Source organism: Ramlibacter sp. (assembly GCF_041916345.1).
Taxonomy (GTDB): Bacteria; Pseudomonadota; Gammaproteobacteria; order Burkholderiales; family Burkholderiaceae_C; genus Ramlibacter.
This window is the reverse complement of sequence record NZ_JAYRZR010000001.1, coordinates 96,561-112,048: the sequence shown is the minus strand read 5'-3', so window position 1 is coordinate 112,048 and position 15,488 is coordinate 96,561. Positions and strand designations below refer to the sequence as shown.

The following is a 15,488-nucleotide window of genomic DNA, read 5'->3' as shown; positions in this document are numbered from 1 at the left end:
CCCGTGGTTAGGGGCTTTCAAGGGGGGTCGGGGGTCTGGATCGGACTACCGAAAACGCATTGCTGGCGGAGAGGGCGGGATTCGAACCCGCGGAGGGCTATTAACCCTCACACGCTTTCCAGGCGTGCGACTTAAACCGCTCATCCACCTCTCCGGCAAGCCTGCGATTGTAGCAGCGCGACCGAGGGGGCACCGGCAGGCCGGGCGAAAAAAAGCCACCCGAAGGCGGCTTGGCAGGCACGCCGGGGCAGCGCCCCGGCGGTCACGCAACAGCTTACATCGGGGCCTTCTTGCCACCCTTGTACGTGTACAGGGTGGTGGCGGCGTTCTTCAGCTCGCCGTTCGGCTCGAAGCTGATCGTGGAGGTCACGCCCTTGTAGGCCGACTTCGCCAGGAAGGGGGTGTAGACCTTCGGGTCGGTGGACTTGGCGGCCTTCATGGCTTCGACCAGCAGGAAGGTGGCGTCGTAGGTGTACGGGCTGTACACCTGGAACTGGCCGGGGTACTTCTTGTCGTACTTTTCCTTCCAGGCCTTGCCGCCGGGCATCTTGTCCAGCGAGGCGCCGCCTTCGGCGCAGATCACGTTGTCGAGCGACTTGGCGCCAGCGGCCAGCTTGATGATCTCGCTGGTGCAGATGCCGTCACCGCCGAAGTACTTGACGTTGCTCATGCCCAGCTGGTCCATCTGGCGCAGCATCGGGCCGGCCTGGGGATCCATGCCGCCGTAGAAGATGGCATCAGGCCCCTTGGACTTGATGGCGGTCAGGATGGCCATGAAGTCGGTGGCCTTGTCGTTGGTGAACTGCTCGTCCACCACCTGCATGCCCTTGGACTGCGCGGTCTTCTTGAACACTTCGGCGACGCCCTGGCCGTAGGCGGTGCGGTCGTCGATGATGGCGACCTTCTTCAGCTTCAGCGTGTCGGCGGCATACAGGGCCAGCGCGGCGCCCAAGGCGTTGTCGTTGGCGATGATGCGGAAGGTGGTCTTGTAGCCGGGCTTGGTCAGGTTGGGGTTCGTGGCCGCGCCGGTGACGTGCGGGATGCCGCAGTCGTTGTAGACCTTGGAGGCGGGGATCGTGGTGCCGGAGTTCAGGTGACCGACCACGCCGGCGACCTTGGCGTCGCACAGCTTCTGCGCGGCGGCGGTGCCCTGCTTCGGATCGGCGGCGTCGTCTTCGGCCTGGATCTCGAGCTTGACCTTCTTGCCGCCGATCGTCACGCCCTGGGCGTTCAGTTCCTCGATGGCCATGCGGACGCCGTTCTCGTTGTCCTTGCCGTAGTGGGCCTGGGCACCGGACAGCGGAGCCACGTGGCCGATCTTGACGACCATGTCTTGCGCGAAGGCCAGGCCGGATACGGTGGCGATCGCCGCTGCGGCAACCAACTTGATTTGCATAAAACCTCCAGAGTAGGGAAAGGGGTTGAGAACACTATTTTGCTCAACGGGCGCGACCATATCGCAATTTACAGGCCCGGGCCATAGGGAAACGTCTAGGAACCGGGCTGCCCACGCGGGCATCAGCCGAGCGAATGCGGGGCAACCCGTACTGATGCGGCAAGCGTCCGCCCGTTCAGGGCCCGGGCCGCTGACGCGCCTTCATTTCCTCGGCGACAGCATGGGCAACGGCCTCCCGCACCGCGACGTCGATGCGCTCGCGCAGACGCGGCGCGAGCGCCGCGGTCTGCTCCACGACCACGGTGGCGATGGCCTCGCGCAGCTTGCGATCGAGCACCAGGTCCACGCGCTGCAGCACGCGCTGCGCGATCTGGTCGGCCGATGGCGGCAGCGGCACCGGCGGCGTGGCCGGCGTGCTGGGCTTCTGGACCACCTCCGTGAGGGTGGGCACGAACCGGGGCGGTGCGCGGCCGGCCATCAGCGGGCCTCCCGTGCGGCGAGGTCGTGCCGCGTGATCGCATAGCCGCGGTCGGCGTAGTGCCGCCAGCGCTGGCGGGCCTGCGCACGGTCCCCGTCGTCGGCCGTGACGAGTTCGATCAGCCGCTCGAAGCGCTCGAAGGCCTCGGGCACCGGCCCGCCCAGGTTCACCAGCACCTGCTGGTGCGGCGCCGCCGCGGCCGAGGGCGCCAGCACCACCGGCGAGGCCGCCAGCACCGCCGGCTCGGCCCGCTGCGCGTGGCAGTGCGGGATGAACTCCAGCGCGGAGAAGGTCCACAGCGACACGTCGAGCGCCTCCAGGTCGTCCGGCTCGCCGGTGACGACGATCCGCGCACCGGCGCCACTGGCCTTGCGCACCAGGCGGCACGCGTAGGCCAGCTTGTCCGGCACGTTGAAGTGGAACGCGACTTCCGTCATGCCGGGCGCATCAGGCCGCCGCCGGGCGCGCGCGGCGGCGCGGGGCGGGCGCCGCCGGGGATGCGGCCGCGGAAGTGCCGGCCATCAGGTACTCCACCAGCAGACCCACGGGCCGGCCGGTCGCGCCCTTGGCGGCGCCGCCCTTCCAGGCCGTGCCGGCGATGTCGAGGTGCGCCCAGGGATAAGCCTGCGCGAAGCGGTGCAGGAACTTCGCCGCGGTCACGGCGCCGGCGGCGCGGCCGGCGACGTTGGCCACGTCGGCAAAGTTCGTCTTCAGGCCCTCGGCATATTCGTCGTCCAGCGGCATGCGCCAGCAGGGGTCGAGGGCGGCCTCGCCGGCGGCCTGCAGGCTGGCGGCCAGCGCGTCGTCGGAGGCGAACAGGCCGCTGCGCACCGCGCCCAGCGCGATCACGCAGGCACCGGTGAGCGTGGCGATGTCGATCACGGCCCGCGGCTTGAAGCGTTCGGCGTAGGTGAGCGCGTCGCACAGGATGAGCCGGCCTTCGGCGTCGGTGTTCAGCACCTCGATGGTCTGGCCGCTCATGCTGGTCAGCACGTCGCCGGGCTTGTAGGCATGGCCGTCGGGCATGTTCTCGCAGGCGGCGATGAGGCCGACCACGTTGACCTTGGGCCTGGCCTCGCCCAGCGCGCGGAAGGCGCCGAGCACGCTGGCCGCGCCGCTCATGTCGAACTTCATCTCGTCCATCTCGGGACCCGGCTTGAGCGAGATGCCGCCGGTGTCGAAGGTGATGCCCTTGCCCACCAGCACCACCGGCGCCTCGCCCTTGGGGCCGCCGTCGTGGCGCAGCACGATGAAGCGCGGCGGCTGCGCGGAGCCGCGCGCCACGCCGAGGAAGGACCCCATGCCCAGGCGTTCCAGCTCCTTCTGGCCCATCACCTGGCAGCCGAAGCCGTGCGCCTTGGCCAGCTTCTTCGCCTCTTCGCCCAGGCGGGTGGGCGTGGCCACGTTGGGCGGCAGGTTGGCCATCTCGCGCGCCAGCTCGACGCCCGCGGCCGTGGCCCGTGCACGATCGAAGGCGGCGCGGCGCGCTGCGGCATCCCACACGCCGACCACCACCTTGCGCAGGGCGCGGCCCTCGGGCTTGGACTTGGTGGCCACGTAGACGTAGCTCGCATCGGCCGCGGCGCAGACGGCGGCACGCACGGCATCGTCACCGGCGGTGGCGGGCAGCAGCACGACCAGCCGGCGCGCCGGCGTGCCGCGCACCGTGGCCACCGCGGCCTGCACGGCCGCCATCACGCGGCGGCCGCTGCCATCGCCCGCGCCGGCGAGCACCACGCGCGCCGCGGCCACGCCCTCGGCCCGCCAGGCCTGCAGCAGCTTGCCGGGCTTGGCCTCGAAGTGGCCGCTTTCCAGGGCCGTCGCGACCAGGTGCGAGACCGCGTCCTGCCCGTGCGACTGCCCCTCGGGCACCACCACCACGAGCACGTCGCACTTCTCGGCGGCCGCGGCCGCCGCATCCAGGGTCTTGAGTTCAAAGTCCATAATCCGGCGATGTTATTCCATTCGACCCTGCGCAAGGAGTTGGCGCGCAGCTTCGGGGCCACCCTGGTGGTGCTGGTGACCATCGTGATGACGATGACGCTCATCCGCACGCTCAGCCAGGCCAGCCGCGGCAGCGTGAACCCGCAGGAAGTGATGATGGTCATGGGCTACACGGTGCTGGGCTACCTGCCGCCCATCCTCACGCTGTCGCTGTTCATCGCCATCGTCAGCACGCTGTCGCGCATGTACCGCGACAGCGAGATGGTCATCTGGTTCGCGGCCGGGCGCGGCCTGTCGTCGCTGCTGCGGCCCCTGTTCGCCTTTGCCTGGCCGGTGCTGGTGGTGGTGGCCGCGCTCGCGCTGGTGGTCTGGCCCTGGGCCAACCAGCAGACGCAGGAACTGAAGGACCGCTATGGCCGCCGCGGTGACCTGGAACGCGTGGCGCCCGGGCAGTTCCAGGAGTCGGCCAGCGGCCGGCGCGTGTTCTTCCTGGACAAGGACACCCCGGACAACCGCTCGGGCCGCAACATCTTCATCTCCACGATCGAACGGGACCGCGAGACGGTAACCTCCGCCCGCAGCGGCCGCGTGGAGACCATGGGGGACAACCAGTTCCTGCTGCTCGCCAACGGCCAGCGCCTGGAAACCTCGCTCAAGGACGGCGGCCTGCGCATCAGCGAGTTCGAGGAGCACGGCAGCCAGGTGCGCTCCGGCACCCTGGCCGCCGAGCAGGAAAGCCCGGCCAAGACGCGCTCCACCCTCGCGCTGCTGCAGGAGCCAAGCCGCATCAACCTGGCCGAGCTGGCGTGGCGGGTGGGCCTGGCGCTGGCCGCGCTCAACTTCGTGGTGCTCGCCATCACCGTCTCCAGCGTGAACCCACGCGTGGGCCGCAGCGGCAACCTCGTCTTCGCGCTGTTCGCCTTCATCGTGTACTACAACCTGCTGAACCTGGGGCAAAGCTGGATCGGCTCCGGCCGCACCGGCTTCTGGGCCTTCATGCTCACCCTGCACGGCGGCACGCTGGCCGCCAGCGTGCTGTGGCTGGCCAAGCAGCACAACAACTGGGCCCTGGCGGGCACCCTGCGGCGCCTGCGCGCCGGCCGCGCATGAAGACCATCCGCCGCCTCATCTATGTCGAGGTCTGCTACGCCGTGCTGTTCGTGGCGGTGGGCTTCCTGGCGCTGTTCTTCTTCTTCGACTTCGTCGACGAACTGGGGGACCTGGGCAAGGGCGTGGAACCCTACCGCGTGACGCAGGCGCTGCTGTACGTGGCGCTGCGCATCCCCAGCCACCTGTACGAGCTGCTGCCCATCGCGGTGCTGATCGGCACCATCTTCGTGATGGCGCGGCTCGCGCAGTCGTCCGAATACACCATCCTGCGTACCAGCGGCCTCGGGCCGGTGCGGGCGCTGCGGGCGCTGCTGGTCCTGGGCCTGGCCTTCACGCTCATCACCTTCGCCACCGGCGACTACCTCGCTCCACTGGCCGACAAGACGGCGCAGCTGCTGAAGGCGCGCTTCCAGGGGCGCATCTCCGTCGGCCAGACGGGCGCCTGGCTGAAGGAGCGGCAGCAGGACCACTCGTTCAACGTCAACGTGACCGCGCTCTCGCCCGAGGGTGACCTGCAGGGCGTGCGCATCTTCGAGGCCGACGCCCGGGGTTTCCTGGTGGCCATCACGCAGGCGAAGCGCGCGCGCTTCGGCGACGACGGCGCCTGGCTGCTGCAGGACGCCGAGCGCACCGCTTTCCCGCCGCAGGATGCCGCCACCGCCCGGGTAGAGCGCACGCAGCACCCCACCCTGCGCTGGCCCACCGAGATCACGCAGGAGATGGTGTCCGTCGCCCTGCTGCGGCCCGACCGCATGAGCACCATCGCGCTGTTCCAGTACAGCCGCCACCTCGAGGCCAACCAGCAGACCTCGCAGCGCTACGAGATCGAGTTCTGGCGCAAGCTGTTCTACCCGCTGTCCTGCATGGTGATGGTGGTGCTGGCCCTGCCCTTCGCCTACCTGCACTTCCGCTCGGGCAGCATCACCACCTACGTGTTCGGCGGCGTGCTGATCGGCATCAGCTTCTTCCTGCTGAACAACGTCTTCGGCTACATCGGCAACCTGCGCGACTGGGAGCCCTGGCTGGCCGCCGCCGCGCCCGGGCTCATCTACACGGCGCTGTCGCTCGGCGCCTTCGGCTGGCTCGTCCTGAGGCGATGACCATGGGCAAGGCGATCATTCTCTTCGGCCACGGATCACGCGATCCGCTGTGGCGCCTGCCGATGGAGGCCGTGGCGGCACGCGTGCGCACCGCCCAGCCGGGCGTGCCGGTGCGCTGCGCGTACCTGGAACTGAACGAGCCCTCGCTGGGCGCCGCCTGCGACGAGCTGGTGGCTGCCGGCGCAACCACCCTCACCGTGGTGCCGATGTTCCTGGGCACCGGCCGCCACGCCCGGGAAGACCTGCCCGTGCTGGTGCGCGAGGTGGAGGCGCGGCATCCCGGCGTCACCGTGGCGCTGCGCCGCTCCGTTGGCGAGGACGACAGGGTGCTGGATCTGGTCGCCCGCATCGCGCTGGAGTAGGCCTGGATGGCATAATGAATTCTTCTCTTAGAAGAATTTCAGTATGAACCTTCACCAGTTCCGCTTCGTGCAGGAGGCCGTGCGGCGCAACCTGAACCTCACGGAGGCGGCCAAGGCCCTGCACACCTCGCAGCCCGGGGTGTCCAAGGCCATCATCGAGCTGGAGGAAGAGCTGGGGGTGGAGATCTTCGCCCGCCACGGCAAGCGGCTGAAGCGCGTCACCGAGCCCGGCCAGCACGTGCTGCGCAGCATCGAGCTGATCCTGCGCGAAGTGGGCAACCTCAAGCGCATCGGCGAGCAGTACAGCGCCCAGGACAGCGGCACGCTCTCCATCGCCACGACGCACACCCAGGCCCGCTACGTGCTGCCGGTGCCGGTGGCGAAGCTGCGCGAGGCCTACCCCAAGGTCAACATCAGCCTGCACCAGGGCTCGCCCGCCCAGGTGGCCCGGATGCTGATCGAGGAGGTGGCCGAGATCGGCATCGCCACCGAGTCCCTGGTCGACTACCCCGATCTCGTCACCCTGCCCTGCTACGAGTGGCAGCACGTGCTGGTGGTGCCCAGCGGGCATCCGCTGGCCCGCAAGGAGCGCGTGACGCTGGAGGACATCGCCGCCGAGCCGCTGGTGACCTACCACCCCTCGTTCACCGGCCGCACGCGCATCGACCACGCCTTCGCGGCGCGCAAGCTCACGCCACGCATCGTGCTGGAGGCCATCGACTCCGACGTCATCAAGACCTACGTGCGCCTCGGCCTGGGCATCGGCATCGTGGCCGAGATGGCCGTGCGCGACGAGTCGGCCGCCGCCGACCTGGTCGTGCGGCCGCTCGGGCCGCTGGTGGGGCAGAACGTCGCGCGCGTCGCCTTCAAGCGCGGCGCCTACCTGCGGCAGTTCGTGATCCGCTTCGCCGAGCTGCTGAGCGACCGCCTGGACCGCAACCTGATCGCCAAGGCCCTGGCCGGCCACGGCTCCGACTACGACCTCTGACCTTGCCACCATGACCACGCCCCGCACGCCCGCCGTCACCACCAAGCTGCCCGCCGTGGGCACCACCATCTTCACCGTCATGTCGGCCCTGGCCGCCGAGAAGGGCGCCGTCAACCTGGGCCAGGGCTTCCCGGATTTCGACTGCGACCCGAAGCTGGTGGATGCCGTGGCCGGCGCCATGCGCCAGGGCCTGAACCAGTACCCGCCCATGACCGGCGTGCCCGCGCTGCGCGAGGCGATCAGCGCCAAGGTCGAGGCCCTTTACGGCCGGCGCTACGACCCGGCGAGCGAGATCACCGTGACCGCGGGCGCCACGCAGGCCATCCTGACGGCGGTGCTGGCCATCGTGCGCCCGGGTGACGAGGTGATCGTGCTGGAGCCCTGCTACGACAGCTACGTGCCCAACATCGAGCTCGCGGGCGGCACCGTGGTGCGCGTGCCGCTGGTGCCCGGCACCTTCCGCCCCGACTTCGACCGCATTGCCGCGGCGATGACGCCGCGCACGCGCGCCATCATGATCAACTCGCCGCACAACCCCAGCGCCACCGTCTGGACGCGCGAGGAGATGCAGCGCCTGGAGGACCTGCTGGCCCCCACCGACGTGTTCGTGATCAGCGACGAGGTCTACGAGCACATGGTCTACGACGGGCGGCCGCACGAGAGCGCGGCGCGCTTCCCGGGGCTGGCGGCCCGCTCGTTCATCGTGTCCAGCTTCGGCAAGACCTACCACGTGACCGGCTGGAAGGTGGGCTACGTGGCCGCGCCCGCGGTGCTGACCACCGAGTTCCGCAAGGTGCACCAGTTCAACGTGTTCACCGTCAACACGCCGGTGCAGCACGGGCTGGCCACCTACATGGCCGATCCCGCGCCCTACCTGCAGCTGCCGGCCTTCTACCAGCGCAAGCGCGACCTGTTCCGTGACGGGCTGGCGCGCACCCGCCTGCGCATGCTGCCCAGCGAGGGCACCTACTTCCAGTGCGTGGACATCTCGCAGGTGAGCGACCTGGGCGAAGAGGCCTTCTGCCGCTGGCTCACCACCGAGATCGGCGTGGCCGCCATCCCGCTGTCGGCGTTCTATGGCGATGGCTTCGACCAGCGCGTGGTGCGCTTCTGCTTCGCCAAGAAGGACGAGACCCTGCGCACTGCGCTGGACCGCCTCGCCAGGCTCTGAGGCCCGGTCAGCAACGGACCAGGTTGCGACAGAAGCGGTCCAGCTCGCGCACCGTGGCCTGGCCGGCGACCGGGCGCTTCGCGTTCGAGCCCACGTCCAGGCTGAGCTTCACCTCGTACTTGCGGAAGAACTCGTCGAACAGCTCGCCGCCCAGGGTGCCCACAGCCGTGAGCGTGTCGGCGCGCGCATCGTGGTTCAGCAGCACGGCACACAGGGGCTGCGTCGCCGGGCCGGACAGCACCTCGGCGCCGCGCGCGGGGTCGTACTGGCTGTGGTCCGCGCAGCAGTGGATCAGGTCGTCCTGCAGGCCGCGCTGCGCGCGCTGGGCGCGAAAGCTGATGAAGCTGACGTCGCGCGTGGGGTACACGAGCTGGTGCGAACAGATGGCCGAGAACGCGACGATGCTGCGCCGCGCGCCCACGCCGCCCGGCCACTGGTAGACGCCGCCGGCCTTGCTGCTCAGGGCGACCGGCGCGGCCGCCTTGCCCAGGTCCAGCAGGAACACCGGCGTGGCCTCGAACGGGTAGTGGAACACGTAGTTGGTGCGCGGCTTGAGCGAAGCGGCCTTCAATGGATCACCGCGCTCGTCCACCAGCAGCGCACGGCCATGCGTGCGCGCCTGCACCGGCCCCTGCCAGGCGGCCAGGGCGGCGGCCAGACCGCCAGCGCCGGCGGCCCGCGCGGTGCACGATTCAAGAAAGCTGCGTCGATCCATCTGCGGTTCCATGAGAGCGCTGACGGTAGCCAAGGCGCGCGCCGGGCGGCATTCGGTTTTGTACCGCAGCCCAAAGTTGGCATGCGTATGATCGCGCTCCATGGAGAAGGAGCATGACCGCTGGCCACGGCCGGGCCTGCGAGACGTCACGGGGGGACTGATCGGCGGCGCCGTGGCGCTGGCCTACGCCTTTTCCTACGCGGCGCTGCTGTTCCCGTGGCAGTACCCCGGACTGCTCTCGCTGGCACTCGGGCTGGCGCTGGTCAACGCGGCCGTCGGCGCGCTCTGGCTGGCGCTGCGCAGCCAGCTGCCCTTTGCCGTGGCCGGACCGGACGGCAACACCACCTCCATCCTGGCCGGCATGACCGCCGCGGTCGCCGGCAGTGTGTCGACGGCCGTGCAGGGGCCCAACCTGCTCGCGCTGGTCATGGCCACGACCGTGCTGTGCGGCGTGCTCTTCCTGGTGCTGGGCACGGCGCGCCTGGGCTCGGCGGTGCGCTTCATTCCCTATCCCGTGATCGGCGGCTTCCTCGCCTCCACCGGCTGGCTGATCGCCACCGGCGGTCTCCGCGTGGTCACCGATTTCCCCGTTCCGGGCGTCTGGATGCTGTGGCTGTCCACCCGCGTGCGCGATCCGCTGGTGATGACCACCATCGCCCTCGGGCTGCTGTACGTGGTCATCCTGCGGCGATGGCGTCATCCGGCGGTCATGCCGGGAGTGCTGGTGGGGACGGCGGCGGTGCTGATCCTGGCGCTGAAGCTCCTGGCGATCCCGGTGGAGAACGCGCGTGCGGACGGCTGGCTGTTCGACGCGGGTGTGGCGGCCACGTGGTCGCCGCCCTGGGCACAGGACTGGTCGGCGCTGCAGTGGCAGCCGCTGCTCGTGCAGTGGGTGGACATGCTGGCCGTGGTCGCCGTGGCCGTGATCACGCTGCTGCTCAGCTCCTCGGGACTCGAAGTGATGGCGCGCCGCGACATCTCCTTCGACCGCGAGTTGCGCGAGCACGGCTGGCTGAACCTGGCCATCGCCGCCTGCGGCGGCTACCTCAGCATCGTCTCCGTGGGCCGGTCGGCCGTGCTGCTGGAAAGCGGCGTGACCAGCCGACTGGCGGGCGTGATCAGTGGCCTGGTCTGCCTGGCCGCCATCTGGCTCTCCCCCTGGCTGCTGGGCTGGCTGCCGCGCCCGGTGCTGGCGGGCTTCCTGCTGTACATCGGCATGCTGCTGCTGCACGAATGGGTGATCGTCGCGCGGTCCCGCCTCACCCGGTCGGACTGGCTGCTGGTGATCGTGATCCTGGGCACCACGGCCATGGTCGGCTTCACCGTGGCCGTGCTGGCCGGCATCCTGGCCAGCTGCCTGAACTTCGCGCTCAGCTACAGCCGGCTCGGCGTGGTCCAGCATGACCTGGATGGCACCGGCATCCGCAGCTCGGTGCAGCGGCCGGCCCGCCATCGGGACATGCTGTCACGCCACGGGGCGGCCATCCGCGTCATTGTGCTGCGGGGCGTGATCTTCTTCGGCACCGCCAGCACCGTGCTGGATCGCGTGCGCGGCTTCCTGCAGGCACCGGCCGGACCGATCGAGCGCGACCTGGTACTGGACTTCAGTCACGTGGACAGCGCCGACTCGTCCGCCGCACTCACCTTCACCAAGATCGCGCAGCTGGCGGCGGCCAACCAGGTGCGGCTGGTCGTCTGCGGCCTGGGGCGCGGGACGGAAGCCGCCTTTGCCCAAGCCGGCCCGGGCGTCGTCATCCGGGCCTCGCTGGACCTGGCCCTGGACGAAGCCGAGGAGGGCCTGCTGCTGTCGCAGGGCCTGGACCCGCAGGTCAGCGAGGAGTCTCTCGCCGGCTGGCTCTCGCGTGAGCTGGGCGGTGAGCAGCATTGGACCGCACTGGAGCCCTACCTGGAGCGCCGGCAGTTGCGCAGTGGCGAGACGCTGATGACCCAGGGCGACCCGTCCGACGACGGCCTCTACCTCATCGAGCACGGCCGGCTTGCGGTGCGGCTGCCGCACCAGGGCCGCGGCCAGCGGCTCGCCAGCCTGATGGGGGGCACCCTGGTGGGCGAAATGGCCCTGTACGACCGGGCACCGCGCTCGGCGAACGTGGTGGCGGAGCGCAAGAGCGTGGTCTGGGGCCTCAGCCGCGCCGGCATGGAACGGCTGCACGCGACGGCGCCGGAGACGGCGATCCAGGTGCACGCGTTCATCATGCGCACCATGGCCGAGCGCCTGCGGCTGGCCAACAGCGCCATCGCCGCGCTGCAGCGCGGGGCCTGACGCGGCCCGCGCGCCATCACGCGTCCAGCTGCGCCCAGACCTTGTCGAGCCGCTTCAGGCTCACGGGCTGCGGCGTGCGCAGCTCCTGCGCGAAGAAGCTCACGCGCAGCTCCTCCAGCAGCCAGCGGAAGTCTTCCATGCGCTCGTCCTGCACGCCCTTGCGCTCGGCCAGCAGACGCCAGTAGCGCTGCTCCTGCGGGCGCAGCTCGGCCAGCCGCGCCGCATCGCGCGCGGGGTCGCCGCGCAGCTTGTCCAGGCGCAGCACGATGGCCTTCAGGTAGCGCGGCAGGTGCTGCAGGCGGGGCCAGGGCGTGGCCGCGAGGAAGCGCCGCGGCATCAGGCGCTGCAGCTGCTGCGTGGCGTCGGCCACGGCCTCGGGGTGGTTCCGCGTGTCCTTGATCTTGCGCGCCGCTGCCGCGTAGTCGACGAGGATCGTTCCGGCCAGCCGCGCGACCTCCTGGGCGATCAGGTTCAGCCGGCCCCGGCCCTCTTCCACCCGCCGCTGGAAGTCGGCCGCCGTCGCCGGCAGGGGATCGAGCAGGAAGGCGCGCTCCAGTGCCACCTCGATGATCTGGTCGCGCAGTTCCTCCTGCGTGCCCAGCGGCATGAAGGCGACCGCCATGCGCTGCAGGTCCGGGATGTTCTTCTCCAGGTACTTCAGCGCGTCGCGCAACTGCAGCGCGAACAATCGGCGCAGGCCGGCACGGTGCTTCGCGGCCGCCACCTCGGGCTCGTCGAACACCTCGATGCCCACCGCATCCTGGCGGTCGATCAGCGCCGGGAAGCCGATCAGGCTGGTGCCGCCGCGGCGGATCTCCAGCAGCTCGGGCAGCTCACCGAACGTCCAGGCGGTGTAGCGCTGCTCGGCCTGCACCGCAGGGGCGGCGGCTGGCGCCGGCCCGGAGGCTCGCGTGGGGGTGCCGACTGGCGCCGGCGCCGGCGCGACGGACGCAGGGGACGGCCCCCCGGGCGCCGGCGCCTGCGACCGCAGGCCGGCGAGCGCCTGGAAGGCCCCGCGCGCCTGCGCGCCCAGCTCCGCCTTCAGCGCGCCGAGGTTGCGTGACTGGCCGAGCTGGCGGCCGTGCTCGTCGACCACGCGCACATTCATGAACAGGTGCGCGGGCACCATGTCGAGCTTGAAGTCGGTGCGCTTCACGTCCAGGCTGGTGGCATCGCGCACGATCTTGAGCAGGGCATCCGTCAGGCTGCCGCGGGCCCAGCGGTCCGGTTCGGCCAGGGACTGGGCGATGCGTGTCGCCGCCTCGGGCAGGGGCACGAAGCGCGAGCGCGGCTTCTGCGGCAGGCTCTTCAGCAAGGCCTGCACCTTGTCCTTCAGCATGCCGGGCACCAGCCATTCGGCGCGCTCCTCGGCCACCTGGTTCAGCACGAACAGCGGCACGGTCACCGTCACGCCGTCGCGCGGGTCGCTCGGCTCATGCAGGTAGGAGGCCGTGCAGTCCACGCCGCCCAGCTTCACCGTGCGGGGAAAGGCGTTGCTGGTGATGCCCGCGGCCTCATGCCGCATCAGTTCGTCGCGGGTGAGCCGCAGCAGCTCGGGCTTGCCGCGGCTCGCCTCGCGGTACCAGCGCTCGAACGAGGCGCCGTCGCACACGTCGCGCGGCACCTGCTGGTCGTAGAAGGCGTAGATCAGCTCCTCGTCGACCAGCACGTCCTGGCGGCGCGCCTTGTGCTCCAGCTCCTCCACCTGGCGCACCAGCTTCTGGTTGGCCGCCAGGAAGGGCAGCCGCGTCTCCCACTGGCCCGCGACCAGGCCTTCGCGCAGGAAGATCTCGCGCGCACCCGGCAGGTCCGCCCGGGCGAAGGGCGTGCGCCGGCCGCTGTAGATGACCAGACCGTAGAGCGTGGCCCGCTCCAGCGCCACCACCTCGGCGGCCTTCTTCTCCCAGTGCGGGTCGAGCAGCTGCTTCTTCAGCAGGTGGTCCGCCACCTCCTCCACCCACTGCGGGTCGATGTTCGCCATGCCGCGGCCAAACAGGCGCGTGGTCTCCACCAGCTCGGCGCACACCACCCAGCGGCCGGGGCGCTTCTTCAGGTGCGCGCCCGGGTGGCGGTGGAACTTGATGCCGCGCGCGCCGAGGTAGACGTCCTCGTCGTCGAGCTTGCAGCCGATGTTGCCGAGCAACCCGGCCAGCATCGACTTGTGCAGCGCCTCGTAGCTGGCCGGCTGCTCGTTCAGGCGCCACTTGTGCTCCGTCACCACCGTCAGCAGCTGGCTGTGCACGTCGCGCCATTCGCGCACCCGCCGCACGTTGATGAAGTTCTGCCGCAGCAGCTGCTCGTACTGGCGGTTGGAGAGCTTGTGGTCCTTCCCGTGGCCCCCACGGGCCTCGTCCAGCCACTGCCACAGCCGCAGGTAGCCCGAGAACTCGCTCTTCTCGTCGTCGAACTTCGCATGCTGCTGGTCGGCCTGCGCCTGCAGGTCGAGCGGACGATCGCGCACGTCCTGCAGGGCCAGCGCCGAGGCGATCACCAGCACCTCGTGCAGCGCCCCGCGGCCGCGCGCCTCCAGGATCATGCGGCCCACGCGCGGGTCGAGCGGCAGCCGCGCCAGCTCCGCACCGATGGGCGTGAGCTCGTTGGCGTCGTCCACCGCGCCGAGCTCGCCGAGCAGCTGGTAGCCGTCGGCGATGGCGCGCCGCGACGGCGCCTCGATGAAGGGAAAGTCTTCCACCGCGCCCAGCCGCAGCGACTTCATGCGCAGGATGACGCCGGCCAGCGACGAGCGCAGGATCTCCGGATCGGTGAAGCGCGGGCGGCCGGCGAAGTCGGCCTCGTCATACAGGCGGATGCAGATGCCATTGGCCACCCGGCCGCAGCGTCCGGCACGCTGGTTGGCGGCTGCCTGGCTGATCGGCTCCACCAGGAGCTGCTCCACCTTGCTCCTGAAACTGTAGCGCTTGACCCGCGCCGTGCCAGTGTCGATCACGTAGCGGATGCCCGGCACCGTGAGCGAGGTCTCGGCCACGTTGGTGGCCAGCACGATGCGGCGGCCGCCGTGGCTGTCGAATACGCGGTCCTGCTCGGCCTGCGACAGGCGCGCGAACAGCGGCAGCACCTCGGCGTTGCGTGTCATCACGTCGTGGGCCAGGTGCTTGCGCAGGTGGTCGGCCGCCTCGCGGATCTCGCGCTCGCCGGGCAGGAAGACGAGGATGTCGCCGGGTGCGTTGCCGCGCCACAGCTCGTCCACCGCCTCCGCGATGGCATCGTTCAGGTCGAACTCGCGCGATTCCTCGAACGGCCGCCAGCGCTGCTCCACCGGGTAGGTGCGGCCGGAGACCTGGATCACCGGCGCCGGCCCGCGGGCCGATGCGAAGTGCCGCGCGAAGCGATCGGCGTCGATGGTGGCGGAGGTCACCACCACCTTCAGGTCGGGCCGCCGCGGCAGCAGCTGTCGCAGGTAGCCGAGCAGGAAGTCGATGTTGAGGCTGCGCTCGTGGGCCTCGTCGATGATCAGCGTGTCGTAGGCCGACAGCAGCGGGTCGGTCTGCGTCTCCGCCAGCAGGATGCCGTCGGTCATGAGCTTGACCGAGGCCGTGCGCGCCAGGCGGTCCTGGAAGCGCACCTTGTAGCCCACCACCTCGCCCAGCGGCGTGGCCAGCTCCTGCGCGATGCGCTTGGCCACGCTGGAGGCCGCGATGCGCCGCGGCTGCGTGTGGCCGATCAGCCGGCCCTTGCTGCCCGCGGCCGCGTTCAGACGGCCTCGCCCCAGCGCGAGCGCGATCTTGGGCAGCTGCGTCGTCTTGCCCGAACCGGTCTCGCCGCAGACGATGACGACCTGGTGCGCCGTCATCGCCGCCATGATCTCCTCGCGCCGGGCGGACACCGGCAGGTGGTCCGGGAAGGTGATCGAGAGGGGGGCGGGTGCGGATGCGGGGGCGGGAACGGGGGCGGCAGCCAAGGCGGCGATGGCGCACGGCGCGCC

The 15,488-nt window shown here is 70.4% G+C and carries 12 protein-coding genes and 1 tRNA gene; 6 read left to right on the top strand and 7 right to left on the bottom strand.

The window, feature by feature from the left end; genetic code table 11:
* Positions 1 to 63 precede the first annotated feature (63 nt).
* From ACE3T5_RS00500 to ACE3T5_RS00480, 5 genes are all read right to left on the bottom strand, one after another.
* Positions 64 to 154 (bottom strand) — tRNA-Ser (locus ACE3T5_RS00500).
* A 120-nt stretch (positions 155 to 274) separates the two neighbouring features.
* Entirely contained in the window at positions 275 to 1,396 is a 1,122-nt protein-coding gene (locus ACE3T5_RS00495) for a branched-chain amino acid ABC transporter substrate-binding protein (protein WP_374663288.1), read from the bottom strand.
* A 175-nt stretch (positions 1,397 to 1,571) separates the two neighbouring features.
* The gene (locus tag ACE3T5_RS00490) at positions 1,572 to 1,874 is read right to left on the bottom strand and encodes a hypothetical protein (RefSeq protein WP_374663286.1); all 303 of its coding nucleotides are present in this window, start codon (positions 1,872 to 1,874) and stop codon (positions 1,572 to 1,574) included.
* Positions 1,874 to 2,311 (bottom strand): DNA polymerase III subunit chi, encoded by a 438-nt coding sequence (locus ACE3T5_RS00485; RefSeq protein WP_374663284.1) that lies wholly within the window; start codon positions 2,309 to 2,311, stop codon positions 1,874 to 1,876. Before ACE3T5_RS00485 ends, ACE3T5_RS00490 begins: the two co-directional genes overlap by 1 nt.
* Before the next feature lie 10 nt (positions 2,312 to 2,321).
* The gene (locus ACE3T5_RS00480) at positions 2,322 to 3,818 is read right to left on the bottom strand and encodes a leucyl aminopeptidase (RefSeq protein ID WP_374663282.1); all 1,497 of its coding nucleotides are present in this window, start codon (positions 3,816 to 3,818) and stop codon (positions 2,322 to 2,324) included.
* A 9-nt stretch (positions 3,819 to 3,827) separates the two neighbouring features.
* On the opposite strand from ACE3T5_RS00480, the gene lptF reads away from it, so the two are divergent.
* From lptF to ACE3T5_RS00455, 5 genes are read left to right on the top strand one after another with little or no spacing between them, the layout of a single operon-like run.
* On the top strand, positions 3,828 to 4,928 hold the full coding sequence (gene lptF, locus ACE3T5_RS00475) for an LPS export ABC transporter permease LptF (protein WP_374663280.1): 1,101 nt from the start codon (positions 3,828 to 3,830) through the stop codon (positions 4,926 to 4,928).
* The gene (gene lptG / locus ACE3T5_RS00470; protein WP_374663278.1) at positions 4,925 to 6,028 is read left to right on the top strand and encodes an LPS export ABC transporter permease LptG; all 1,104 of its coding nucleotides are present in this window, start codon (positions 4,925 to 4,927) and stop codon (positions 6,026 to 6,028) included. Before lptF ends, lptG begins: the two co-directional genes overlap by 4 nt.
* 2 nt (positions 6,029 to 6,030) lie before the next feature.
* Positions 6,031 to 6,390 (top strand): sirohydrochlorin chelatase, encoded by a 360-nt coding sequence (locus tag ACE3T5_RS00465; RefSeq protein ID WP_374663276.1) that lies wholly within the window; start codon positions 6,031 to 6,033, stop codon positions 6,388 to 6,390.
* A gap of 43 nt (positions 6,391 to 6,433) precedes the next feature.
* Positions 6,434 to 7,378 (top strand): CysB family HTH-type transcriptional regulator, encoded by a 945-nt coding sequence (locus ACE3T5_RS00460; protein WP_374663274.1) that lies wholly within the window; start codon positions 6,434 to 6,436, stop codon positions 7,376 to 7,378.
* Between the two features lie 10 nt (positions 7,379 to 7,388).
* Positions 7,389 to 8,549, top strand: coding sequence for a pyridoxal phosphate-dependent aminotransferase (locus tag ACE3T5_RS00455; RefSeq protein WP_374663272.1), 1,161 nt, complete (start codon positions 7,389 to 7,391; stop codon positions 8,547 to 8,549).
* 7 nt (positions 8,550 to 8,556) lie between these two features.
* Here the strand turns inward: ACE3T5_RS00455 and ACE3T5_RS00450 are convergent, their stop codons facing one another.
* Positions 8,557 to 9,264: a (2Fe-2S)-binding protein gene (locus ACE3T5_RS00450; RefSeq protein WP_374663270.1), complete on the bottom strand. Its 708-nt coding sequence runs from the start codon at positions 9,262 to 9,264 to the stop codon at positions 8,557 to 8,559.
* 100 nt (positions 9,265 to 9,364) lie between these two features.
* Here ACE3T5_RS00450 and ACE3T5_RS00445 point away from each other — a divergent pair, with 100 nt between their 5' ends.
* The gene (locus ACE3T5_RS00445) at positions 9,365 to 11,545 is read left to right on the top strand and encodes a SulP family inorganic anion transporter (protein ID WP_374663268.1); all 2,181 of its coding nucleotides are present in this window, start codon (positions 9,365 to 9,367) and stop codon (positions 11,543 to 11,545) included.
* Positions 11,546 to 11,561: 16 nt separating this feature from the next.
* On the opposite strand, the gene hrpA is transcribed toward ACE3T5_RS00445, so the two are convergent.
* A complete protein-coding gene (gene hrpA / locus ACE3T5_RS00440) occupies positions 11,562 to 15,365 on the bottom strand; it encodes an ATP-dependent RNA helicase HrpA (protein WP_374663335.1) in 3,804 nt (1,267 codons plus the stop codon).
* Positions 15,366 to 15,488 lie beyond the last annotated feature (123 nt).